This window comes from Pseudoduganella sp. R-43, from assembly GCF_049913255.1.
GTDB lineage: Bacteria > Pseudomonadota > Gammaproteobacteria > Burkholderiales > Burkholderiaceae_D > Rugamonas.
The window spans coordinates 1039607-1062652 of sequence record NZ_CP183988.1; the positions used below are offsets into that span (position 1 = coordinate 1039607).

Sequence of the window (23046 nt, forward strand, 5' to 3'; positions counted from 1 at the left end):
AGAATATCCAGCAAATTATGCCATTGAGCGTGCTGTCAGCGGAATCGGGGGCCGGCACGTTAAACTAGCGACCATGACGATCGTTTCTTTTCCACGCCACCCACGCCGCATCATTGCCATTTGCGCAGCCACCGTGGCACTGCATTTCATGACGATCAACTGGGTCAGCGGACGCATTGGCGCGGCGGAGCGCGAACGCGATGCTGAAAAAAACGTCATCAGCGCGGAGTTGCGCCTGGCGCCACCGCCGCCTGAACCGGTCGCTCCGGAGCCGGTCGAAGCGCCGCCGCCACCGAAGCCCAAGCCGAAACCGAAGCCACCCAAGCCTGCGCCGCCGCCCGAAGAAGCGGCACCGATTGCCGACAGCGCGCCGGCCGACGCAGGACCAGCCGTGCCTGCGGAGCCGGAAGCGGCTGCGCCGGAGGGCCAATCGGGCGCTGCGCCCGCCACGCCTGCCGTAGAATCCGCGCAGCCGCAGCCTGAAGCCGCGCCGAAAGCCGAGCCGCCAGCCAGCGTCCAGCGCTGGAAAGTTGCGCTGCCGCCGTCGGCCCGGTTCGAACTGGACGTCAGGCGCAAGGACGCGGACGGCACCAACTGGAGCGGCTCGGCCAATATTGGCTGGGAGACCGATGGCGCCACGTATAAGGCGACGCAGGAAGTCGGCATCAGCCTGCTGATTGCGCGCGTCAAGCTGCTGGAGGTGAGCAGCGAAGGCACGATCAACGACACGGGCATCGCCCCGGCGAAATTCACCGAGAAGCGCCGCAACCGATCGGCCACCGCTACCCACTTCAACCAGCAGGATCAAAAGATCACCTTCTCCGCCAGCGAGCGCAGCGTGCCACTGGCGGCGGGAGCGCAGGACCGCGCCACGGTGCTGTTCCAGCTGGCCGGCATCGGCCGCGCGGACGTCAACCAGTTCGGCAAGCCGATGGACATCCTGGTCGGCGAAGACCGCAATGCCCAGGTCTACAGCTTCCTGCTGGTCGGCGAAGATGAACTGGAAACCCGGATGGGCAAGCTGATCACCTGGCACCTGGCGCGCCCGCCCAAGCCCGGCAGCTACAGCGCCAGGCTCGATATCTGGCTGGCGCCCAGCCTTGACTGGTACCCGGTGCAGATCCGCAATACGGAAAGCAACGGCGCCGTCACCACCCAAACCGTCACCCGCATCATCAAGTAAGGAAGCAACCATGCGCAGTACCCTGATTACCCTGGCATTGGCCCTCGCAGCCACCACCGCCAGCGCCGCCAAATCCGATTACCCGGTCGCCAGGCGCGCCACCAGCCTGCCGCCGTCGGCTGACCTGAGCTACGTGGTCAAGGGCAGCAACCATGGCTTCCCCTTGGTGGGCGCCGGCACCATCGCCTGGCGCCAGGGCGACGGCAGCTATTCCCTGCATACGGAAGCGCGTTCCAGCCTGTTCGGCAAAGTGCTCGAGCAGCGCAGCGAAGGCACGCTGGACGGCTACGGTCTGGCGCCCGCCAGCTTTTACGAGAAGCGCTTCCGCAAGGACCCCACCACCACCCGCTTCGACCGCGACACGCGCCGTATCGAATTCGAAGACGGCAAGGTGAGTTACGCCATCCGCGGCGGCGAGCAGGATCGCAGCAGCGTGACCTTCCAGCTGGCGATCCTGGCCCGCGCCACCCCGGAGAAATTCACGCCGGGCAGCGAATGGACCTTCTTCGTGGCCGGCCGCCGCGACGGCGAACCCTGGACTTTCCGCGTGGTCGGCACGGAAACCATGGAAATCGCCACCCTCGGCGAACAGAAGGTGCTGCACTTCAGCCGCAAGCAGGTCGGCGGCCACGAGCAGCAGGCCGACCTGTGGCTGGCCCCCGACCTCGACTGGTACCCGGCGCGCATCCTGTTGAAGGAAGAAGACGGCGATTCCTTCGAGCAAGTCCTAGAGAAAGTCAACCGAAAATAGCCACACCCGGCCTGTTATACTTGCAGCCTCAAAGTCGGGGTCAGGTCTGGCAATCCGCCATTCTTTTCGCATAGCGAAATTTGTGGCGGATTGCCAGACCTGACCCCGGTTTTAATTACTGGAGCGCAATGATTGATTTGATGTCAAGTGCGGCCCTGGCCGACACCAACCCGACTGAGCAAGAGCAGCAGGACGCCCTGCAGGCCCACTTCCAGCCCCACATTTCCGCCGACGAGATCGAGCAGGTCTACCACCTGAAGCGCGCCCAGCCGCTGCTGCAGGTGTTTACCGCTTTGTTCCACGGCGGCTTCGAGGGGGTGCTGGTGCGCCTGCTCGTCCTGCGTGAACTTGCTAATGAGACAACTTCGTCCGCGTTTTCGCGGGCCGATATCAATACGCGCCTGGCCTACCTGCTGCCGGAAAGCCTGGAAACTGTGCTGAACCGCCTGCGCTCCAACGGCCTGCTGGCCTGGGATGCGCAGCAATCCGTTTACCGCGTGACGCCGATGGCGCGCAATGTGCTTGCCTCGATCGATAGCCTGCTGGCCCTGGCCGCTCCGGAAGACGACGATGCCGAAATGGGCTTCCTGCTGTCGCAGGTGGCCGGCGCCCAGGCCGTGGGCGGGGTCACCACCGAGCAGCTGCAGCACCTGCTGGGCCGCCTGGTCGACCTGACCGAAGAATTCCGCGACGCCATCGCGTCCGGTTCCGAATTCCGCCTGCGCGAGTCGCAGGCCAAGTGGCACCAGGCTTGCGACTGGGTCGAGAAGGGCTCCCAGATCCTGCGTGCCATCACCACTGACGAAAATGCGGACAGCGCGACCCACCGCGCCGCGCAAGCCATCGGCCGTGCCCAGTCGCAGCTGCTGAACATGCAAGGCATGTTCTCGCGCGCGCTGAACCAGATCGAGCGCCAGCGCGTCCACCTGGGCCAGTCCGGCCTTTCCACTACCGACATCAAACGCTGGCTGCTGGCCCATGAGGACCTGTCTTCGCTGGCGAATGATGCGATCGACCAACCGGTGAAACCGCTGTTCATCACGCCTGCCGAGATGATCGACGTCGCCGAGACAGAATTAATGACAGAACGTGCCAATAACAATGGGCTGAACGGCCTGCCTGCCGGCCAGGATGCGCCGACCACGATCAACGACAGCCCTGCGATGCAGAAGGAACTGGATGACTGGCTGGCCCGCCTGTCCGACTTCGCGCAGCTGAACAATTTCCCTTCGGTGGCCGAGGAGTCGCCGCGCGAAGTGAAGGTGCACGAGGCGCTGCTGCCGGCATCCTTCGCCCTGGCGTCCTACCGCGCCTCGATGCTGCCGCTCTTGGGCGACGAGGCCGAGGCGTCGATGCAGGGCACCACTGCCGACCTGGCGCGCCTGCCTGTGCGCTTCTCGCCGCAGGACGAAATGGTGCAGCTGCCCGACCTGGAGGTCGCCGCCATGTCCCTGGCCGCGCTGACCCTCGAATTAGACAAAGAAAGTCCGAAGTCCGATGAGTGACGATACCCAAATCCTGATCGCGCGCCTGGTGGCGCACCAGACCCTGCGCCGCGACGACAAGATGGTCAAGCGCGCGCTGTCGGACGAGTTGTTCCGCGCCGAAGTCGATGCGCGCCTGGCCGCCTGCGGCATGAAGCTGCTGGATAACGTCTACGCCGACCACGTCACGCTGGCCCTGCACCGCAATATCGAGCCGAAGGTCTTCGGCGCGCGCGACACCTGGCAGAACAACAATTTCGGCCTGGCGCGCGACGGCGTGGCCTTGCTGGTGGTGCTGTGGGCGCTGATCATCCTGCCCAAGCGCGAACGCCAGGAAACCCACCAGGCGGCGGACGACGACCAGAACGATATGTTCGGCACCGAGAAGCCGGTGCCGCGCGCGGAAGATACCTCGATCGGCATCCCGTACAAGGCGCTGCTGGCCGACTTCGGCGACAAGCTGGGCAAGAAGACCCGCATGGACATGAACCTCGGCATCCTGGGCAAGCTCGGTTTCATCGAGCGCCGCGGCGAGATCATCGTCGAAGGCCCGCTGCTGGACCTGCTGATGGATACCGACCTGCTGAAAGAGCGCATCATCAACGGCGCCCTGGCTGACGTGTTCAAGCGCGCGCCGGCGCAGATCGTGCACATCCCGCGCGAAGTGCTGGCCGCCGCCAACGACGCCGAGCCGCAGCAAGCGGCCAACGAAGAAACCCCGACGGAAGAATAAGCGATGTTCCAAATCAAATCCCTTGAGCTGGTCCACTGGGACTACTGGCAGCGCATCAAGAACATTCCGCTGGATGCCAAGATCATCACCATCGCGGGCCAGAACGGCTCCGGCAAGACCACCTTGCTGGACGCGCTGCGCACGCTGTTCGGCCTCGATTGCTCGATGGGGCGCACCTACAAGCACTATGCCCGCCACAGCGGCCAGCAGACCGCCTGGCTGCGCGCCGTGGTCGACAACAAGCCGCAGGGCAAGCAGCTGTCCAACCGTCCGTTCCGCAGCAGCGGCTTCTTCGCCGAAGACGAGGTGACCCTGTTCTGCCAGGTGCAGAAAAACGGCGGCGACTGGAAGCGCCAGTACCTGATGCGTCCCGGTAACGTGGACATCGAAGAAGTCACCGAAGCCAACGACTGGCTGGGCGTGGAGAACTACCGCAAGCGCCTGGCCAACGCCGGCCTGTCGCAAGCCATGTCGAAAGTGCTGGCGCTGGAGCAGGGCGAAACCGACAAGCTGTGCGAGTACGCGCCGCGCCAGTTGCTGGACCTGGTGTTCCAGGTGTTCGGCGACAAGGAAGTGCTGGATGCCTACGACGAAGCGAAACGCCACCAGCGCGATACCGAAGAAGAGCTGAAGCGCTTCGAGGCCGAACTGGAAGGCTCCAAGACCAACCTGGAGGGCTTGCGCCTGCGCGTGGCCAACTACCACCAGTGGGAAACGCTGCACAAGGAACGCCGCAACCTGCAGGAAGAAGTGCTGCCATCGCTGGAATACCACGAGGCGCGCGAGAAGGCCGCCAACGTCAGCCGCCAGCTGCGCGAAGCGCGCAAGCCGCTGGCGCAGGCCGACCAGCTGCTGGCCGACAAGCGCGGCGAGGTGGCCAAGCAGGCCAAGGCCCTGCAGGACGCGCAGCAGCAGGAAACCCTGCTGGAACAGGAGCAAACCGCGCTGACTTCGCGCCTGAATCTCATCAACGGCAAACTGAAGCCGCTGGAATCGCTGGCGGAGCAGAAGTCCCGCCTGCAAAAACTGGCCGCCGAATCGGGCGCCGACGTGGCCGATGCGGCCGCGCAGCTCGAAGCCAAGGAAACCGAGCTGCTGAAGCTGCGCTCGCAGCGCGATGCCGTGTCCAACCGCATCGCGCAGGACAAGGCCACCATCAACGCACTGTCTGGCAAGACCGCCATGCCGGAGCCGGACAATGTGCGCGCCATGCGCCGCGCGCTGAACGATGCGGGCATCCCGCACGCCATGCTGTCGGACATCGTCGAAGTGACCGATCCGAAATGGCAGGGTGCCGTCGAGGGCGTGCTGGGCGGCTACGCCTCCGTGGTGCTGCTGGAGCGCTCCTCCGATGCCTCCTCGGCCTACCGCCTGGCGGAAAAGGAACGCTATCGCCACTTCATCGTGCCCGATTGCGTGAAGGCGCACGAGCCGAAGAACCAGAGCCTGCTGTCGGTGGTGAAGTTCAGCGGCCTGGCGCCGGAATGGCTGATCGACCAGCTGTCGCGAATCACGCGCGTGGAGTCGGTGGAAGAAGGCGCAAAGCTGGGCAATATCGAAGAATGGATCACGCCTGAGGCCTACCACAAGGAACGCCGCGGCGGCCGCTCGCTGTTCGTGGAAGCTGCGCGCTATCGCTTCGGTTCCGCCGGCAAGACTTCGCGCATGGATGCGATCCAGAAGAACCTGCCGAACCTGGAAGCCGAGGAAGACAAGTACACGCTGCAGATTTCCAAGCTGGCGTCGGAAACCTCAGCGCTGAAAGCCCGCCTGGCGGGAGTGGATGCGGTGAAGGAGCTGTCCGCCCGTACCGAGGAATTCGACGAAGCCGCCCGCTCCGCCGTGCCGCTGCGCGCCGAGCGCCTGGAAGTGGGCTCGCGCCTGGGCGAACTGCAGGGCTTGATGAAGAACGCCACCGTGGCGCGCACCAAGGCCGACACTGCATGGCAAAGCGCCCGCATGTCGCTGTCCGAGGCGGAAGCGGGCCTGCGCCTGAACTTCAAGCGCCAGATGGAACAGCGCTCCGACCACGCCCGTGCCATGCTGGCGCTGCGCCGCCAGTGGCGCCACTTGCCGGGGGCCTGGCGCCGTCCTGCGCGCCGCCAGGCGCTGGTGCAGCAGCACCAGAATGCGCACCAGGTCGACCTGCGTATCGCCAGCCTGCAATCCTCGCTGGCGCGCGATGACTGGGAACTCGATGCGACCGTGATCGACCAGTATGCGCGCCTGAACGAGCAGCTGTCGAACCGCAAGACGGAAACCGAAGAACGCCGCTACCAGAACAACCGCGCGATCGAAGCGACTGCCAATGCGCGCGGCGCCTACATCGAGCGCCTGCGCTACACGATCAAGACCTATTCGTCGAACATCAAGGAATTGGGCGCGCTGGCCAATATCGACGTGCACGTCGAGCCGGTCAAGCTGGAGAACGACGACCTGCTGCTGTCGCAGGCCGGCCTGCAGGTACGCTTCAAGTTCGACGGTAAGGGCCCGATTGGCCTGAACGACGGCGAAGCGTCGGGCGGCCAGCAGGTGATGAAATCGCTGGTGCTGCTGATCGGCTTGCTGAAGTCGGAAGATGGCTCCGGCGGCTTCGTGTTCATCGACGAACCGTTCGCCCACCTGGATATCCGCAACATTCAGCTGGTCGGCGAGTTCCTGAAGAACACCGACGCGCAGTACCTGATGACGACGCCGCTGACCCACAACACGGACGTCTACGATCCTTCCGACCTCACGCTCATCACGAGCAAGAAAAAGAAGGACACCCAGTGGGCGCAGCCGATCTTCGTGCTGCAGCGCCGCCAGGCGGCAGCGGCTTGATCGCCGCTGGCCGTCATTCCGACGGCACGAAGCAGGGGCAGAGCCTGATCGTGCCGGGAGTGACCTGAATCAGATTCAGGCGGCTTCCTTGGAACAGGCGCCCAGGATGGCGTCCAGTTCCTTTTTCAGGGCCAGCATGACGGGCCGGCCGCGGATGCGGTTCACCATTTCGAAGAAGGTGATGCGCATCGCTTTCAAATCCTCCAGCGTGGCGGCGGCTTCCAGCTTGGCTTGCATGACCTGGCCGCGTGCACCCAAGGTCGGTTCGATGGTGCGTGCATAGAAGGCGCGCGCCTGCGCATACTGCGCTGCAAGTTCCTCCTCGGTCGGCGGGATCGGCATGATCGTGATTGGCGGAGCCTCACCTTCTTCGATGAAACCTTGTGCCAGCAGTTCTTGCACGGCGCCGGCATCGAGCCCCAGCCCCGTTACTTTCGGCAGCAACTCTTCCATTGGATGGCGGCCGTCAATCATCACCAGCAGGGTGCGCATACGGGACGGCAAGCCATAGGTGCGTGCCGAAATTTCCTCTCGTCCCTTTGCGGTCTTATTGTAAGTCGTCATAGGAATGTTTCCTCATGGCAATCATTTTCGTGTGATTTTAGAATACACGACCTTTAAGGAATTGACATCGTCTGAAATATCGTCTTTAATTTCTGTAACGACAGAAAAAAATGAAAAATAACATAATTCAACAAATATTCATTCTGGAATCGGTGGAAATCCGTGACTTTCAGGATGTTAAGCGTGTTTCGGATGAATTTCACGTTTGTAGTTTTTATGTCACAAATGGAGTGAGCCAATGGCCGCACTGACCCTGTTTTTCGATAATGCCTGCCCGTTTTGCCGGAGCGAGATGTCCCGCCTGCGGCGCTGGGACCGCGCCGGCCGCCTGGCCTTCGTCGATATCGCTGCACCCGGCTTCGATCCCGCTCCGCTGGGCGCCAGCCTCGCTGCCATGAACACGGAGTTGCACGGACTGCGTGCCGACGGCGCCATGCTGGTCGGCACCGATGCCATCCTGGCGGCCTACACGCTGGCGGGACGCGCCTGGCTGGTATGGCCGCTGCGGGTAGCAGCGCTGCGGCCGATGCTGGCCTCGGCCTACCGCAGTTTCGCCCGCAACCGCTACCGCATTTCGCGCTGGCTCCGGATCGACGGCGCGCGCCCTGCCTGCGACGGCGAGCGTTGCCAGGCCTACTTCGGAGGCAAGGATGGAGCGTAAATGGCTGGTGCGCTGGATGTACGCCAGCGCAGTTGGACATTTGCTGGTCGGCCTGGTGCTGCCCTGGATCGCCGGCGCCGCAGCCCTTGACTGGTATCTCGCCTGGCTTGGCCCGGCATCGACGCGCCCGCAGCACGCCTGGTGGATGGCGCTGTTCGGGCCCACCATCCAGTGCGTCGGGCTGTGGATGCTGGCCTTGGTGTGGTTCGGCGACCAGCGTCGCGAGCCGGCGGCCTGGCTGTGGGTGGCGGCAGGACTGCTGTTGTGGGGGCCGCAGGACATCATGGTATCGCTGCGCGCTGGCGTATGGCCGAATGCGTGGCTCGACATCGCCACGCTGGCGCTGTTGCTGCCTGCCGCCTGGCGCCTGTACCGGATCGACGCTGCCGCGCGTGACGCCGCCGAGGCGGCGCCGCTGGTCGGCGAGGGAGAGCTGTTCCGAAAAGTCCTCGGCAGCGAGTGGAGCAAGCTGCACCCCGACATCCAGCAACGCTTCGCCAAGAACCCGGCACCCGGCAAACCCTTGCTGTACTACGGCACCCTGGCGGAGTTGCGCGCTTCGCGATTCGGCAAGCTGCTCGGCTTCGCCAGCAAACCCTTCATCCAGGGCGCACTGATACCCTACGACGACAGCGGCTTTCCGGTCGACATCCAGGTCTACGGCAAACCGGGCTCGCAGAACATCTACAAGCAGCGCATCTACATGCTGAATGGCCGCAAGCCGGTCAAGTTCACCTCCTACATGGCGGAGAGCGAGCGCGGCGAAGTGCTCGAATACGTGGGACTGGGCCTCGGCATGAAGCTCAAGCTGCACGTGGCCGATGGCAACCTGCATTTCACCAGCGACGGCTATTTCTGGGACCTGCTGGGCTGGCGCATCCCCCTGCCTGGCGTGCTCACGCCGGGCAAGACCTACCTGCGCCACTGCAACGAGGCGCCCAACCGATTCAACATCCGCATCGAAATCCGCCACGCCCTGTTTGGCACGACCTTCGTGCAAGCCGGCGTCTTCCACGAGAGGCGTGCAGCGGAGAGGGAGGCAGCATGAACACGCATCTGCTCGCATTGCAGCTCATGGCCGCACAAGGCTGCCTGGGCGCCTTCGACACCATCTACCACCATGAGCTGACGGAAGCCTTGCCGCAGCGCGTCACGGCAAGGCGCGAGCTTGCCATTCACGCAGTGCGTGCCACGATCTACGGCGTGCTGTTCGTGGGGTTGTCGGCCTGGGTGTGGCAGGGCGCCTGGGCCTGGGTGCTGCTGGCGCTGTTCGGCATCGAGATTGTCCTCACGCTGTGGGACTTCGTGGTGGAGGACCAGACCCGCCTGCTGCCTGCCACCGAGCGCGTAACGCACACCGTGCTGGCGATTAACGGCGGCGCCTTCATTACCCTGCTGATGCTGGGAATGCCGGCAGCCATCGATGCGCCGACAGGATTCGCTTATGCGCCGCAGGGCTGGCTCAGCATCTTCCTCGCCTTGTGCGGCGTGGGCGTGTTCGTGTCCGGCGTCCGGGACGCCTTCGCCTCGCGTGCCGTGCCTGGCGCTGCCTCGCAAAGCGTACGCTTCGACGGCCCGCCGCAAACGGTGCTGGTCACCGGCGCGACCGGATTTGTCGGGCATTCGCTCGTGCCAGCCTTGCTTGCCGGCGGCCACCGGGTCATCGTGCTGTCGCGCGAGCCGCGCAAGGCGGCATGGGAATATGGCGGCGCCGTGCGCGCAGTTGCCGGCATGGGCGACTTGTCGCCGGCCGAACCGGTCGACGTCGTCATCAACCTCGCCGGCGCCCGCATTCTTGGCTGGCGCTGGAGCGAGCGGCGCAAGGCCGTGCTGCGCGGCAGCCGCGCCGGGCTGACGCAAGGCGTGGTGGACTGGATTGCGCGGGCCGTGCACAAGCCGCGCCTGGTGATCAATGCATCCGCGGTCGGCTACTACGGCATCCAGCCGCAGGGCAGTGGCCAGGTATTGAACGAAGCCAGCCCGCCGCAGGCAATCTTCATGTCGCAGCTATGCCAGGAATGGGAGGCCGCCGCCAGCCGTGCACGCGAGTATGGCGTACCGGTTGCGCTGGCGCGCTTCGGGGTGGTCTACGGCCATGGCGGCGCGCTGCAGCCTATGCTGCTGCCGATCAGACTGGGCTTCGGCGGCCGCATGGGAACAGGACGCCAGCGCAACTCCTGGATCCACATTGCCGATTTGCTGGGGGCGATGGCCCACGTCTGGCGCCTCGGCGCCAACGCTGACGGCGCCTGGAATTTCACGGCTCCGGAGCAGCCGACGCAACTGGAGTTCACCCGGGCCGCCGCCGCCGAGCTGCATCGCCCGAGTGCGATTCCTACGCCGGCCTGGCCGGTGCGCTTGCTGCTCGGCGAGCAAGCGGGCCTGCTTCTGGAAGGCGCCGCCGTAGCGCCGACCCGCCTGCTCGCCAGCGGTTTCAGCTTCCGCTTCCCGACAGTCCGGCAAGCGCTGGCCGACCTGGTTTAGTCGAGCTTCTTCTGCGCCATGCTCCAGCGCAGCAGGCCGATGGAGTAGGCGGCAAGGTAGCCCAGCATCAGGCCGAAGGGAATGACGGTCAGCGGATGTTGCAGGACTTCGGCCTGGTTGATCACGCGCGGGTGTTCGGACTGGCGGTTGACGTAGAACTCGACGCCGATCTGCAGCACCCGGGCGGCGAACAGCATGCAGATCAGGATCGCGGTGCGGCTCGGCGGGGTGAAATACAGCTTGCTGCCGGTGTTTTCGAAGCGGGTCTTCTTGAGCGCGAAGAAGGCCATCCAGGCGCCGGCTATCACGGCGGCAGCCATCATCGCCAGCGCCGGCGGGTTGCGCAGCATGGACTGGGCGGCTGCCAGCAGCAGGACCGGCAAGCCGGCCGCGCCGACCCAGTGCCGCCACGCCACCGATTCCTGGCGGCGGAACACCAGCTTCAGGCGCGAATAGATGCGCCAGATCAGCGTCGGAACGAGGATGAGCAGGACTACGGTGGTGACAGTCAGTTGCATTGGGCGCCGGATTCGGGAAAAAAAGAAGAATTTTAACCGCAGGCGTAAAATACCCCTTCGTGATCTCGCTTTCGGGAGTTCCAGCCATGGAAAAACACCGTATCCACGCCCACCGCGCACCGGATTTGCCGGTGCCAGTCGACGAGTCGCAGCCGCACCCCGAGCCGGTGCATCCGCACAGCCCGCACAACCCTGTCCCGCAAGACGAGCCGGTGCCCAACCATAATCCCGAGCTGCGTCCGCCCGGTCAGTCGAAAGCCCAGTTGTAAAGCACGTCCAGTGCGTTGTTGGTGCCCGTCTGCACCTGCAGCGTCACGCGGTTGTTGACCTTGTAGCGCAGCTTGACCAGGCTGGTCGCGGTGCCCGCGCCCTGCTCGAAGCTGATGTAGGCGCGCGAAGACAGCTTTTTGCCGACCGTGACGACCGTGCTTTCCAGCCCCTTGGCCTGGCTGACGCCCAGCTCATCGAGACCGACCCGGTTGGCCAGGCTCGGCCCGCCGCTGCCGCCCAGCAGGGCGCCGGCTGCGGTGCCGAGCAGGCTCATTTCATTGCCGGCCATGTCGGCGGTGCCGTGGCCGAGCACCATCCAGGCCAGTTTTTCGCTGTCCGGCACGGAAGGCGTGGAAACCAGCTTGGCCGATGGCGCCAGCGCGGTGCCGCGCACTTCGACGCCGGCTTCCACATTGGTCTCGCTCAGCTCATCGCCTTCGGGGCGCTTGCGCACGGCGCGGATGTTCAGGCCCGGGTTGTCGTAGGCGCCGGTGAAATTCAGCACGCCGCGTTCGATCGCCAGGCGCTGGCCGTAGGCGGCGTACGTGCCGCTGACGACGCGGATGCTGCCGTTGACGCGCGGGGCGCGGCGATCGGCCATGCGCACGCGCACGGTGCCGGCCAGCTGCGCGTCCAGGCCCTTGCCGCGCAAGGTGAAATCGTCGCCCAGGTCGGCCTCCAGGTCGATATTCAGGGGCAGCCCGCTGCTGGCGGCAGCCTTCGGTTTTTCACGGCCCAGGATCACCACGTCTTCGCTGATGGTGGGCGTGTCGAGCGAAGGCAGTTCGATGACGGCGCGGTTGGCCCTGAACTTGCCGTCGAACTCGAAGCGCTTGGCGTCGCGCACCAGGGTGCTGCTGCCGCTCAGCACCAGGGTGCGGTCCGGGCGGTTGAATACTTCGAGCTTGTTGGCGGCCAGCTTGAGGTCCATCGACATGTCGCCGCCTGCCAGCCGCAACCAGCCGTCAGCCTGTACATTGCCGTCGGTTCCATCGAAGCGCAGGCGTTGCAGCTGCAGCTGGTCGCCGCTCACTTTGGCCTGCAGGGCGCCGTTGCGCAGGCGGATGCCTTGCTCGGCCCAGTTGATCACCAGCTGTTCGCCCACCACCTCGCCATCCAGCAGGGGATTGGCGATGGTGCCGTGGCCGCTGGCATGGGCGCGCAGGGCGCCGCCCAGTTCCATTCCTTGCACGCCAAGCAGCGGGGACAGCCAGGCAATGGAAGGCAGGCTGGCGCTGGCGCCGAAAGTCAGGGGGCTGTCGGATGGAATGCGGCCGTCGCGCAACTGGGCGCTGGCTTCCAGGCGCGCATTGCCGGCGCGGTCGCCGGCCAGTTCGGCCTGGGCGCGCAGCTGGTCGCCGGCGACCGTGACGCGCGCGTCCAGCACCTTCAGCTCGAGCGGGATCGGGCGTTCGCCGCCGGTGATCGTTACGTCGCCTTTTTCGCGGAATACGTGCAGGTAGCCGTCCAGCGCGGGCGCGGCGCCTTTCGCGGCGGGCGCTGCCAGTTCCAGCGACCAGTCGCCGCCCAGGGTCATGGTGCTGGCCACGTTGCTGCGCCAGGTGTCGGACAGTTGGGCGAGGTAGCTGGCGTTGACGCCGCTGGCGCTGCCTTTGCTGCGCCAGCGCAGGCCGTTCTTCTCCAGCGTGTCGATGCGCAGGCTGCCTTCCGGCATGGCGATGGTGGCGCTGCTTAACTCGAGCTGCTCCGGCTGCGCCAGGCCGGCAACGCCATCGCCTTTGCGGCCGCTAATGCGCAGCGTGGCCGGCGCCTGCAGGGTGAGGGCGAAGCGGCCTTTGTTCTGCAGGGCGTCGATGCTGCCGTTCCAGCTATCCGGGGCGAAGCTGCCGTGGACTTTTGTGCTGGCGTCGAAGTCGGGATTGGTGGCGGCTAGCTGCACCGAGTGGTTGCCTGCGGTGCCGCTGGCCTGCAGGCGCAGGCGGTCAAGCAGCAGGCCGGGCATGTTCAGGCCCGTGACCACCAGGTCGGCCTGCAGCGGATCGTCAGGTGCGAAAGAGGTGCCGATGGTGGCGCTGCCCTTGATCGAAGAGATCTCACGCTGCCCCGGCAGGCGCAGGTGGGCGCCATCCAGCGTGGCGCTGAGCGTTGGCATGGTGTTGGGGCCGCGGCCAGCGACGTTGCCGCCACTGGCGTAGCCGCTGCCGCGCAGGTTGCCGGACCAGCCGCTGCCCAGAACCGCCAGTTGTGGTGCGTCGAGCTTCCAGTCGATGCGGTCTTGCGGCTTGCCGAACGAGCCTTTGGCCTGCAGCAGGTTGGGGCCGAGGTGCAGGTCGACGTCGCTGTCCTGCACGCGGCCGGGGGCGGCGGCGAACTTTGCATGGCCGCTCAGTGCCGCGTTGCCAAGCGTGGACGCCGGCTGCAGGCGGATATCGGCATTGGCCAGCCAGTCCGCCGAGGCGCGCAGCGTGGCGTCGAAATCGGCGTTGACGTTGCCCGCGACCGAAGCGCCAAAGCTGGCCGGGTTGAGGCGCATTGCGCTGCCGGACAGCTTGACGTCCATTGCGCCGAAGAGCGCCGCTTCGCCGCTGGCACGGATCACGCTGTCGGCGCGGGCCGGCGCCGGCGTGGCCGCGGCCGGGCGCTGGCCGCCTGGCGGCTGGTAGCCCAGGCCGCGCGCCTCCGCGCTGAAACTGGTGCGCGGCGCCTTGTAGCCGCCGCCCAGGGTGCCGCTGGCAGTCGCGCTGCCTTGCAGTTGCGGGTCGAGTACGGAAAGCTGAGGGGCGTCGAGCTGCCATTCCAGCTTGTCGCCGGCAGCGCCGAATGCGCCGCGCGCGGTGGCGGTATTGCGGGCGTAAGCGAGGCGGGCGTCGATGCTGGCGATGTGCTGCGCATCGGCGGCCAGCTTGACGCTGCCCGAGAGCGGCTGCCCCATCAACTTGCTGGGCTGCAGGACGATGTCGGCGTTGGCGCGCCAGTCCGGCGCCAGCTTTCCGCTGGCCTGCAGTTCCGCGTTCAGGTCGGCTGAAGGGAAGGCGCCCAGCGCGGCCGGATCGAAGCGCTTGACCGCCGCGTTGGCCTTGAAGGTTTTGTCATCCTTCAGGCTGGCCTGGGCGGTGGCGGAGACGCTGCCCTGGCCGGCGCTGATGCGCGCCTGGTGCACGGTCAGCAGCAGGTCTTGCAGTGTGGCGTGGGCGTCCAGGCGCAGCTTGCCTTCGCCCAGCGCGGCGCGCAAGGTGTGCTGCTTGCCCTTGGTTTCGGCGCTGATGTCGCCGGCAATCGCCGTGCTGATGGCGGCGCCGTGCAGGCCGCGCAGGTCGAGGCGGTCGGTGTGCAGGCGCACGCTGGCGGTGTCGATGCTGCCGTCTTTCGGCAGGCGGCGCAGCTTGCCGCTGCCGGTGAACTTGCCGGCGGCGCCCAGGTCGATCAGCAGGCCGCTGAGGCTTGCATTGTCCAGCGTGCCGCCCAGTTGTGCGGCGGCGCTGTGCAGGGGCAGCTTTTGCTGGTCGAGCGGGCCGGGGGCGCTGCGGTTGGTAGCGGCCAGCTTGCCGGACAGCTTGTCGCCATTGATGGCGGCGTCCAGCGCCAGGTCGATTGCCGCCTTTGGCCAGGCCGGGTCGAAGCGGGCCGGGTCGACGTCGCGCGCCTGCAGGCGGATGCTGCGCAGGGGCAGGGCGTCGAACGGCGCCAGCACCAGGGTGCCGTCGCCGTTGGCGTAGTTCGATTTGCCTTTGACGTCCAGCTTCAGTTGCGCAAGGTCGCCGCTGGCGTACAGCTCCAGCCGCGTGGCGCTGCGCTCGACCATGCCGGGGTCGGGCGGCGTTGCCGCCGCAGCGCCGGGTGGTGTAACGGGATTGCCGGCAGGCCGGGCCGCGGGAGTCGACGGCGGCAGCGGCGCCAGGGCGACGGTGGCGCTCAGTTTGTACGGGCGCGTGGTCGAAATTTCCGCGCTGGCGGCAAGGGCGCCAATGGGTGTCTCGGCGCTGGCGTCCTTCAGTTGCCAATGCTGGCCGTCGCCCTGGAGCTGCAGCTTGATGGCGCGCAGCTCGGTGCGGCTGCCGTCTTCGCTGACCAGGGCCAGCGTGCTGACGCGGCCGTCCGCAATGCTCAGGCGGAACGGCGGCGTGATCGATGCCGGCATCACGGCTGGTTTGGATGGCCCGGTGCTGCGCGATTCGGCGCGCGCCACATGCAACTCGCTGATCGCCACGCCCTCGCTGAAGTATTGCAGCGGCGACCAGTTGATGTCGATGTTATCGAGCGTCAGGACGCTCGACTCGTCGCGGTAGATGATGCGGCCGATATGCATGCGGCCATACAGCGAACCGCTGACGCCGGTGACCACGATCTGGCCGCCGCTGGCGCGCGCAACCTGCGCCACGATCTGCTGCAGCGTGGTTTCGCGTCCCAGCAGCCACGCCGCGCCGCCCAGCACGGCCAGCGTCACGCCGCCGCCGATCAGCGTGCGGCGCAGCCACTTGCGGCGAGGCGCTGCCAGCGGCGCCTCAGGCGGCGCTGGAGGATGGGGGAGATGGCGCGGCGTATCCATCAGAACGTGAACCCCAGCGAGAAGTGCAGCCGGGCCTTTTTAGTGGCATGGCCATATGCGACGTCGACATTGATCGGCCCGACCGGGCTCTTGTAGCGCGCACCGACGCCGTAGCCGGACTTGGGACGCAAGCCGCCCAGCGAATTAGACGCATTGCCGGCGTCATAGAACACCGCCGCGCCCCAGGTCGGCTTGAACCAGTACTGGTATTCGGCGCTGCCGGTGACCAGGTAGCGGCCGCCGACCGTCGCTTCGCCCTGCTGCACGCCCAGCTCCTGGTAGGCATAGCCGCGCACCGAGTTGTCGCCGCCGGCGCGGAACAGGTAGGTGGTCGGCACGCCTTCCTGGTGCGCCGAGCCGAGGGCGCCGAATTCGGCGCGCAGGATGACGGTGGATTTCGGGCTCAGGGGCCGGTAAGTGATGCCGCGCGCCGTGGCGCGGATGAATTTTTCATCCGTCAGCACCGGCAGCAGCGCCCCGCCCAGCGTGGCATTCAGCACATAGCCCTTGGTCGGGAACACCAGGTTATCCACCTTGCGCCAGGTGGCGGCATAGGTGATCGGCAAGGACTGGCTGTGCGACGACAGCACCCGGTTCACGGTCTTGCTCTCGTTCAGGTACTCGATGGAGATGCTGCGCTCGAGCAGCGGCGTGCCCCAGGCCCGCTTGGCCGCGACGGAAGCGGTGCGCGTGATCTCGCCTTCGATATCCTTGCGTTCCAGCGCCGCGCCGAAGCTGTCGTTGTAGCCGTCCGCCGTGGTGGGAAAATAGAAATCGCTGCGCGCCTGCTGGCGCTTGGTTTCCAGCGTCAGCGCGCTCTTCATCTTCAGGCCGAACACGTTCAGGTCATCGTAGGTGCCCGAGGTGCGGTAGCCGGTATTGGTGCTGAAGCCGATACCCACGCTGGCATTCTTGCGCTTGTTCTCCACCACGCGCACCAGCAGCGGCAGCGGCGCCATCGTCGCCGGCTGCGGCACGCCTTCGGCTTTGCCCTCGGCCGCCTCGATCTGCTCGCCCAGCAGGGACGACAGGTCGGCGCTCACCTCGACGTTGGAGAAATAGCCGGTCTCCTGCAGCTTGCCCTGGTAAGCCTGCAGCGCCGCTTCGCTGTAGACGTCGCCCGGCTTGATAGGGTTCAGGTTGCGCACCGCCGATTCGGGATAGCGCCGCAAACCCTCGATTTTCAGCTCGCCGAAGCGCATTTCCGGCCCGCTGTCGAGCGCCACGTGCAGCAGTGCGCGCCGGGTCTCCGGATCGACCACCGCTTCGCTGGAAATCATTTGCGCGCGCGGGTAGCGCGTCTGCACCACGGCGCGCAGCAGATCGCGCTTGGCCTTTTCCCATTCGTCCTGGCGGAACACGGCGCCCCGCGGCAGGGCCCAGCCGGCCTTCAGCGCCTCCTGGTCGAACGGCGCGCCCGACGCCGACTGGAAACCTTCCAGCACGATCTCCACCTCGCCCACCAGCACCGGCTCGCCCGGCTGCACGTCGACCGTGACGGTCGGCGTGCCGCTTTCGTCCAGGCGGATATTCACCGCCGGCGTGTAGTAACCGGCAGTCGCAACCAGCGTCCTGATCTGCTCCGGCGCGGCGCGCAGCATGCGCTGCAGCTGGTCGCGGTCCATGCGCTCGTTCGTGCGGTAGCGCACCAGGTCGAGGTTATCTTCGAGAAGCGACTCCAGCGCGCGCGGGGCGTTGATGCGGACCTGGTAAGTCCAGCCCTGGGCAGCCGCCAGCAAGGGCAGCAGCAGGGCAGCGCAGCCCAGTACAAGGCCCCTCAATACTTTTATGCCGGTTTGTGCCAAAATTCGTGGTCTGTGATCTGGAAGTCGAAACCGAATGTTACCGGATCAGCCGCAATCTTGTCGGCCACTTAATGATTGATTACAAATAGACCTCTAAGAAAGACTGCGATGCTGACAAACGACGCCGCACTGGTCCTGTTCAGCGGTGGACAGGACTCGACAACCTGCCTGGCCTGGGCCCTGGAGCGCTATCCGCGCGTCGAAACCATCGGCTTCGACTACGGCCAGCGCCATGCGATTGAGCTGACCGTGCGCCCGCGCGTGCTGCAGCAGATGCGCAGCGTGAAGCCGGAATGGGCGGAACGCCTGGGCGAAGACCACATGGTCGACCTGGGCCTGATCTCGCAACTGTCGAAGACGGCCATGACCGAGGACATCGAGATCGTGATGCAGGAAAACGGCCTGCCGAACACCTTCGTCCCCGGCCGCAACCTGCTGTTCATGACCGTGGCCGCCACCCTGGCGTATCGCCGCGGCCTCACCGTGCTGGTCGGCGGCATGTGCGAAACCGACTTCTCCGGCTATCCGGACTGCCGCGACGACACCATGAAGGCGCTGCAGGTGGCCCTGAACCTCGGCATGGACACCCGCAACAAGCTGGAAACCCCGCTGATGTGGCTGGACAAGGCGCAAACCTGGCAACTGGCCGAACGCCTCGGCGGCCAGGAACTGGTCGACCTGATCCGGGCCGACACCCATACCTGCTACAAGGGGGAACGCGGCGCGCTGCACGACTGGGGCTATGGCTGCGGCACCTGCCCGGCCTGCGAGTTGCGCGCGCGCGGCTACCGCCTGTACCAGGCCGCACTGCGTGGCAATCACGATAGTAGCGCCGATTGACTTTTTCTATAGGGCAATTGCTTTGCCCTAAACAAACTAAGATGCTGGTATGCCGAGGCCACCTGCCAGCCCGCCGCTCCAACGCCTGCTCCAACCCCGCCTGCTGGCTGGGCTGGTGGTTGCGCTTTGCCTGACGGCGACCGGCAGCGTCTGGTGGGGCGCCCACGTCGATGCCGAGCGCGACGCCCGCAGCGGCTTCGAATACCGCGCCCGCGAACTGGTCAACAATATGGCTGCGCGCATGCAGGCCTATGTGCAGGTGCTGTACGGCGTGCAGGGCTTGTTCGCCAGTTCCGACTACGTCGACCGGCAGGAATTCCACACCTATATCGAGCGCCTGGAACTGGGACAGAACTTTCCCGGCATGCAGGGCATCGGCTTCATGCGCCTGGTGCCGGGTGCGCAGCTTGAGTCGCACGTCGCCATCGTCAAGGCCGAGGGCTTTCCCGACTACGCGGTGACGCCGCCCGGCCAGCGCAGCCAGTACGGCCCGGTGGTCTATCTGGAACCGTTCTCCGGCGCCAATATGCAGGCTTTCGGCTATGACGGGCTGTCCGAGCCAGTGCGCCGTGCCGCTTTCGAGCAGGCGCGCGATTCCGGCCTGCCGACCATGACGGGCAAGCTGCTCCTCAAGCAGGAAACCGCCGACCCGGTGCAGTCCGGCTTCATCATCGCGCTGCCGATCTACCAGAACGGCGTGGGCCGCTACACCCTGATCCAGCGCCGCAGTGCGCTGAAAGGCTGGGTCTACGCGCCGTTTCGCGTGGGCGACGTGATGGCGGCGCTGGGGCACGATGCCCTGCGCGGCCTGGACGTGGAGGTCTACGACGGCGACGCACCCAACGCCATGACGCGCATGTTCGACAGCGCGCCGGCGGCTGCCGCGGTGGAAGGGCGCCAGCACGCGCTCAAGCGCATCAGCCTGGCGGGCCGGCGCTGGACCCTGCATATCAGCGCGCTGCCCAAGGCCAACGGCGTGCTTTCGGATAAACCGCGCGCCATCGCCATCGGCGGCCTGTTGATCAGCGCCTTGCTGGCGCTGCTGGCCTACGTGCTGGCGGAAAGCCGGCAGCGCCTGCGCCTGGCGCTCGACCAGAGCAGCCGCATGGGCGATGAATTGCGCGAGGGGCAGGAAACCCTGCTGGCCATGGCCGAACATGCCCAGGGCAGCCAGGCGGTGTTGCGCTGCATCCTCGATTCCACGGTGGACGGCATCCTGGTCGACAACTACAGCGGTGCCGTGCTGAACTCCAATCGCCGCTTCCGCCAGTTGTGGAATGTGCCGGAGCAGCTCGATTGGGAAAACGACGGCGCCATCCTGCTGGCCCATATGGCCAGCCAGCTGGAACAGCCCGATGCCTTCCTGCAGGCCTGCGCCCGGCCCGAGCCGGACGACGAGGACAGCCACAGCCAGCTGCAGATGCGCGATGGCCGCGTGCTGGAAGTGACCACGCGCCCGCTGCGCCTGGGCAGCGAAGCAGCAAGGCTGTGGTCCTTCCGCGACGTCACCGAACGCACCCTGAACGAGCGGCGCGAGGAAGGGCGCCACCAGGTGCTGGAATTGCTGGCCGCCGGTGCGCCGCAGCAGGAGGTGCTGGACAGCCTGATGCGCGGCATCGAGGTGGTCAACCCCGGCATGATCTGCAGCGTGATGCTGCTTGACGAAGAAGGCAGGCACCTGCACCTGTCCGCCGCCCCCAGCCTGCCGGCCTTTTTCAGGCAGGCCATCGACGGCTTGCCGATCGGCTTTGGCAACGGTTCCTGCGGCAAGGCCGTCACCAGCAACAGCCGCGTGATCGTGGCGGACATCGCCAGCGACCCGCTGTGGGCGCCGTACCGCGAGATGGCCTTGCGGGCGGGACTGGGCGCCTGCTGGTCGGAGCCGGTGCACGGCGCCAACGGCAAGGTGCTGGGCGCCTTTGCCATCTATCACCGCGAACCGCAGCGTCCCAGCGTGGCGCAGCTGGCCCTGATCGACCAGGCTGCCAGCCTGGCCGGCATCGCGGTGGAACAGGCGCGCGCCGCCGAAGCCTTGCGCGTCGGCGAGGCGCGCTTCCGCAGCCTGTACGACCATGCGCCGGTCGCCTTGTGGCAGCAGGACTGGTCGGCCGTGCGCGCGGCCTTGCTGGAGCTGGCCGATTCGGGCGTGGAAGATGTGGCGCAATGGCTGCAGGTGAACCCCAGCCAGCTGCAGCGCCTGGCCGGGCTGGTGCGCATCACCGACGTCAACGCCGCCGCGCTGGCCCAGGTTGGCGCCGACCCGGCCTGCAAGCGGCCGGACAAGCTGGGCCTGGCGCAGAATTTCGCGCCGTCGGCCATGCGGGAATTCAGGCGTGCGCTGCTGGCGATGGAGCAGGGCGCGCACCTGTTCCAGTGCGAAGGCAGCTTTCTGCGCCTGGATGGCGTGCAGCGCCAGAATGAACTGACGCTGCTGGTGATGCCGGGCCACGAACATGCGCTGGACTTCGTGATCGTGTCCACCATCGACATCACGGAGCGCAAGCGCCTGAATGAAGAGCTGCTGCAGCTGGCCACCACCGACTTCCTGACCGGCTTGCCGAACCGGCGCGAATTCATGGCGCGCCTGGAAGACGAGCAGGCCCGCCTGCAGCGCGATGTCGGCGGCCGCGCCGCCGTGCTGATGCTGGACATCGACTACTTCAAGGACATCAACGACGCCCACGGCCACGACTGGGGCGACGCCGTGCTGCGCCACCTGGCCGGCCTGATGCGCGATTCGCAGCGCAAGATCGACATGCTGGGCCGCGTGGGCGGCGAGGAATTCGCCATCCTGCTGCCGGGCGCCGACCTGGAAGCGGCGCGCGCTTTTGCCGAGCGCCTGCGCCAGCGCATTGCCGAGACCCCGATGGGACGCAATGGCAACAGCATCGCCATCACGGTCAGCATCGGCATCGCCAGCATGGCGTCGGCCGATCGCAGCGGCGACGCGGCCCTGGTGCGGGCCGACCACGCGCTATACCGGGCCAAGCGCGCCGGCCGCAACCGGGTGGAAGGCTGATCAGTCGGGGCGCATGCGCAGCTGTTCGACCTTGTCGCCCTTGCCCAGGCTCAGGTCGACCAGCATGGCGCCGCTGCCGTAGTTCAGGCGGTAGCTGTACTTGCGCACTTCGCCATCGGTGCTGCGCGCCAGCGCTTCCACCTTGCGCAGCGGTCCCCATTCCTGCAGGTCCTCCGACACCATGGCCAGGAATTCCGGCGGCAGGTCGCCCGCTACTTTGTCGCTCAAGCCTTCCGGCAGCTTGCGCTCGGCAATGCTGGCGAACATGGCCCGCACGCGTTCGGCCACGGCCGGTTCGGTTTCCGCAATCGCAGGCTTCGGCTTGACGGCCAGCGCCGGCAGGTAATGCGCGGCGACGATGTCCCCCAGCTTGCCGGGGCGCGCGCTGGCCGAATTGGCCAGCACCACCACCGACAGCCTGTCGTCCACGAAGCGGTACAGCTGCGAACGGAAGCCTTGCCATGCGCCGCCGTGGGCGATGGCGCGATGGCCGTTACGCTGGAACAATTGCCAGCCATAGCCGTATTCGGTGGCCGTGCCGTCGTTCAGTCTGGCCGGCGTCCAGCTGGCATTGCGCGCGCTGGCCGGGAGCACCTTGTCGCCATACAGCGCCAGGTCCCATTTCGCCAGGTCGCGCGCCGTCAGGTACAGGCTGCCGTCCGCCGTGGTGTTCAGGCGCGGCGCCACCCAGGACTGGTTCACCAGCTTGCCGCCCTTGCGTTCATAGCCGCGCGCGCGGTGCGGAATGATGTCGGCTTCGCTGATGATGCGGGTGCCCATGTCCAGCGGCGCGAAGATGCGCTCGCGCAGCTGGTCGCCATAGAACTTGCCGCCCGCCTTGTTGCAAATGAAGCCGAGCAGGTGGTAGCCCATGTTCGAGTACGACCATTTCTCGCCCGGTGCGAACAGCACGGGGATCTCCGCCTCCAGCGCGATCAGCTCTTCTTCCGTGTAATCCTTGGTCAGGTCCAGCCTGGCGTAAGGATCGCCCAGGCCCGAGGTATGCGACAGCAGGTGGCGGATGGTGATGCCTTCCCAGGCCTTGGGCGTGTTCGCCAGGTGCCGGGAAACAGGGTCGTCCAGCGACAGTTTGCCGTCTTCGGCCAGCAGCATCACCAGGGCCGCGGTGAAGGTCTTGCCGACCGAACCGGACTGGAAGATGGTGGCGGGCGTGACCTTGACCTTGTTTTCCAGGTCGGCCAGGCCATAGCCTTGTTCGCGGATGATCTTGCCGTCCTTCACGACGGCGATGGAAACGCCGGGGATATGGCTGCGTTTCATCTCCGCCAGGATGGCGTCATCGAGCTTGTCAGCGAAGGCGGGGGCAGAGAAGGCGAGGGAGAGCAGCAGGATGGTCGTGCGCATGGATGCAATCCTTGAGTTGCAAAAATTGCATTCTAGCAC

General features: G+C 66.2%; 16 protein-coding genes. 11 read left to right on the forward strand and 5 right to left on the reverse strand.

Annotated features, from left to right (window positions below):
* Positions 1 to 73 precede the first annotated feature (73 nt).
* The 5 genes from ACN9M3_RS04890 to ACN9M3_RS04910 all read left to right on the forward strand — a co-directional run bounded on the left by ACN9M3_RS04890 (position 74) and on the right by ACN9M3_RS04910 (position 6974).
* Positions 74 to 1183: a DUF3108 domain-containing protein gene (locus ACN9M3_RS04890; protein ID WP_426320889.1), complete on the forward strand. Its 1110-nt coding sequence runs from the start codon at positions 74 to 76 to the stop codon at positions 1181 to 1183.
* Between the two features lie 10 nt (positions 1184 to 1193).
* Positions 1194 to 1934 (forward strand): DUF3108 domain-containing protein, encoded by a 741-nt coding sequence (locus ACN9M3_RS04895; RefSeq protein ID WP_426320891.1) that lies wholly within the window; start codon positions 1194 to 1196, stop codon positions 1932 to 1934.
* 128 nt (positions 1935 to 2062) lie between these two features.
* The gene (locus tag ACN9M3_RS04900) at positions 2063 to 3439 is read left to right on the forward strand and encodes a hypothetical protein (protein WP_426320893.1); all 1377 of its coding nucleotides are present in this window, start codon (positions 2063 to 2065) and stop codon (positions 3437 to 3439) included.
* Positions 3432 to 4151, forward strand: coding sequence for a hypothetical protein (locus tag ACN9M3_RS04905; protein WP_426168060.1), 720 nt, complete (start codon positions 3432 to 3434; stop codon positions 4149 to 4151). Before ACN9M3_RS04900 ends, ACN9M3_RS04905 begins: the two co-directional genes overlap by 8 nt.
* Positions 4152 to 4154: 3 nt before the next feature.
* Positions 4155 to 6974: an ATP-binding protein gene (locus ACN9M3_RS04910; protein ID WP_426320895.1), complete on the forward strand. Its 2820-nt coding sequence runs from the start codon at positions 4155 to 4157 to the stop codon at positions 6972 to 6974.
* Positions 6975 to 7049: 75 nt separating this feature from the next.
* On the opposite strand, the gene ACN9M3_RS04915 is transcribed toward ACN9M3_RS04910, so the two are convergent.
* On the reverse strand, positions 7050 to 7538 hold the full coding sequence (locus ACN9M3_RS04915; protein WP_426320897.1) for a hypothetical protein: 489 nt from the start codon (positions 7536 to 7538) through the stop codon (positions 7050 to 7052).
* 238 nt (positions 7539 to 7776) lie between these two features.
* Between ACN9M3_RS04915 and ACN9M3_RS04920 the strand changes: the two genes are divergently transcribed.
* From ACN9M3_RS04920 to ACN9M3_RS04930, 3 genes are read left to right on the forward strand one after another with little or no spacing between them, the layout of a single operon-like run.
* Positions 7777 to 8199 carry a thiol-disulfide oxidoreductase DCC family protein gene (locus ACN9M3_RS04920; RefSeq protein WP_426320899.1) on the forward strand — a complete coding sequence of 141 codons (423 nt, stop codon included), beginning with the start codon at positions 7777 to 7779 and terminating at the stop codon, positions 8197 to 8199.
* Positions 8189 to 9247, forward strand: a complete 1059-nt coding sequence (locus ACN9M3_RS04925; RefSeq protein WP_426168070.1) for a DUF4166 domain-containing protein — start codon at positions 8189 to 8191, stop codon at positions 9245 to 9247. Before ACN9M3_RS04920 ends, ACN9M3_RS04925 begins: the two co-directional genes overlap by 11 nt.
* The gene (locus ACN9M3_RS04930) at positions 9244 to 10683 is read left to right on the forward strand and encodes a TIGR01777 family oxidoreductase (protein ID WP_426320901.1); all 1440 of its coding nucleotides are present in this window, start codon (positions 9244 to 9246) and stop codon (positions 10681 to 10683) included. Before ACN9M3_RS04925 ends, ACN9M3_RS04930 begins: the two co-directional genes overlap by 4 nt.
* Here the strand turns inward: ACN9M3_RS04930 and ACN9M3_RS04935 are convergent.
* A complete protein-coding gene (locus tag ACN9M3_RS04935; RefSeq protein WP_426168074.1) occupies positions 10680 to 11201 on the reverse strand; it encodes a hypothetical protein in 522 nt (173 codons plus the stop codon). The two genes, ACN9M3_RS04930 and ACN9M3_RS04935, sit on opposite strands and share 4 nt — an antisense overlap.
* Before the next feature lie 86 nt (positions 11202 to 11287).
* Between ACN9M3_RS04935 and ACN9M3_RS04940 the strand changes: the two genes are divergently transcribed.
* Complete coding sequence (locus tag ACN9M3_RS04940; protein ID WP_426168076.1) at positions 11288 to 11470, forward strand: hypothetical protein; 183 nt, start codon at positions 11288 to 11290, stop codon at positions 11468 to 11470.
* Here the strand turns inward: ACN9M3_RS04940 and ACN9M3_RS04945 are convergent.
* A complete protein-coding gene (locus tag ACN9M3_RS04945; RefSeq protein WP_426320904.1) occupies positions 11449 to 15978 on the reverse strand; it encodes a translocation/assembly module TamB domain-containing protein in 4530 nt (1509 codons plus the stop codon). The two genes, ACN9M3_RS04940 and ACN9M3_RS04945, sit on opposite strands and share 22 nt — an antisense overlap.
* Positions 15978 to 17759, reverse strand: a complete 1782-nt coding sequence (locus ACN9M3_RS04950) for an autotransporter assembly complex protein TamA (RefSeq protein ID WP_426168080.1) — start codon at positions 17757 to 17759, stop codon at positions 15978 to 15980. The genes ACN9M3_RS04945 and ACN9M3_RS04950 overlap by 1 nt, the downstream gene beginning before the upstream one ends.
* Positions 17760 to 17891: 132 nt before the next feature.
* On the opposite strand from ACN9M3_RS04950, the gene queC reads away from it, so the two are divergent.
* Together queC and ACN9M3_RS04960 are read left to right on the forward strand one after the other, a co-directional pair.
* Positions 17892 to 18623 (forward strand): 7-cyano-7-deazaguanine synthase QueC, encoded by a 732-nt coding sequence (queC, locus tag ACN9M3_RS04955; protein ID WP_426168082.1) that lies wholly within the window; start codon positions 17892 to 17894, stop codon positions 18621 to 18623.
* 49 nt (positions 18624 to 18672) lie between these two features.
* A complete protein-coding gene (locus tag ACN9M3_RS04960) occupies positions 18673 to 21642 on the forward strand; it encodes a CHASE domain-containing protein (protein ID WP_426320907.1) in 2970 nt (989 codons plus the stop codon).
* On the opposite strand, the gene ACN9M3_RS04965 is transcribed toward ACN9M3_RS04960, so the two are convergent.
* Positions 21643 to 23007 (reverse strand): serine hydrolase domain-containing protein, encoded by a 1365-nt coding sequence (locus ACN9M3_RS04965; RefSeq protein WP_426320909.1) that lies wholly within the window; start codon positions 23005 to 23007, stop codon positions 21643 to 21645. It abuts the gene before it with no gap.
* Positions 23008 to 23046: the final 39 nt, after the last annotated feature.

Excerpts from the sequence above, each read along its gene's own strand:
- ACN9M3_RS04905 (WP_426168060.1), top strand. The coding sequence starts at position 3,432 with ATGAGTGACGATACCCAAATCCTGATCGCGCGCCTGGTGGCGCACCAG.
- ACN9M3_RS04890 (WP_426320889.1), top strand. The coding sequence starts at position 74 with ATGACGATCGTTTCTTTTCCACGCCACCCACGCCGCATCATTGCCATT.
- ACN9M3_RS04930 (WP_426320901.1), top strand. The coding sequence starts at position 9,244 with ATGAACACGCATCTGCTCGCATTGCAGCTCATGGCCGCACAAGGCTGC.
- ACN9M3_RS04935 (WP_426168074.1), bottom strand. The coding sequence starts at position 11,201 with ATGCAACTGACTGTCACCACCGTAGTCCTGCTCATCCTCGTTCCGACG.
- ACN9M3_RS04895 (WP_426320891.1), top strand. The coding sequence starts at position 1,194 with ATGCGCAGTACCCTGATTACCCTGGCATTGGCCCTCGCAGCCACCACC.
- ACN9M3_RS04915 (WP_426320897.1), bottom strand. The coding sequence starts at position 7,538 with ATGACGACTTACAATAAGACCGCAAAGGGACGAGAGGAAATTTCGGCA.
- ACN9M3_RS04910 (WP_426320895.1), top strand. The coding sequence starts at position 4,155 with ATGTTCCAAATCAAATCCCTTGAGCTGGTCCACTGGGACTACTGGCAG.
- ACN9M3_RS04965 (WP_426320909.1), bottom strand. The coding sequence starts at position 23,007 with ATGCGCACGACCATCCTGCTGCTCTCCCTCGCCTTCTCTGCCCCCGCC.
- ACN9M3_RS04940 (WP_426168076.1), top strand. The coding sequence starts at position 11,288 with ATGGAAAAACACCGTATCCACGCCCACCGCGCACCGGATTTGCCGGTG.
- ACN9M3_RS04925 (WP_426168070.1), top strand. The coding sequence starts at position 8,189 with ATGGAGCGTAAATGGCTGGTGCGCTGGATGTACGCCAGCGCAGTTGGA.
- ACN9M3_RS04920 (WP_426320899.1), top strand. The coding sequence starts at position 7,777 with ATGGCCGCACTGACCCTGTTTTTCGATAATGCCTGCCCGTTTTGCCGG.
- ACN9M3_RS04900 (WP_426320893.1), top strand. The coding sequence starts at position 2,063 with ATGATTGATTTGATGTCAAGTGCGGCCCTGGCCGACACCAACCCGACT.
- ACN9M3_RS04945 (WP_426320904.1), bottom strand. The coding sequence starts at position 15,978 with ATGGATACGCCGCGCCATCTCCCCCATCCTCCAGCGCCGCCTGAGGCG.
- ACN9M3_RS04960 (WP_426320907.1), top strand. The coding sequence starts at position 18,673 with ATGCCGAGGCCACCTGCCAGCCCGCCGCTCCAACGCCTGCTCCAACCC.
- queC (WP_426168082.1), top strand. The coding sequence starts at position 17,892 with ATGCTGACAAACGACGCCGCACTGGTCCTGTTCAGCGGTGGACAGGAC.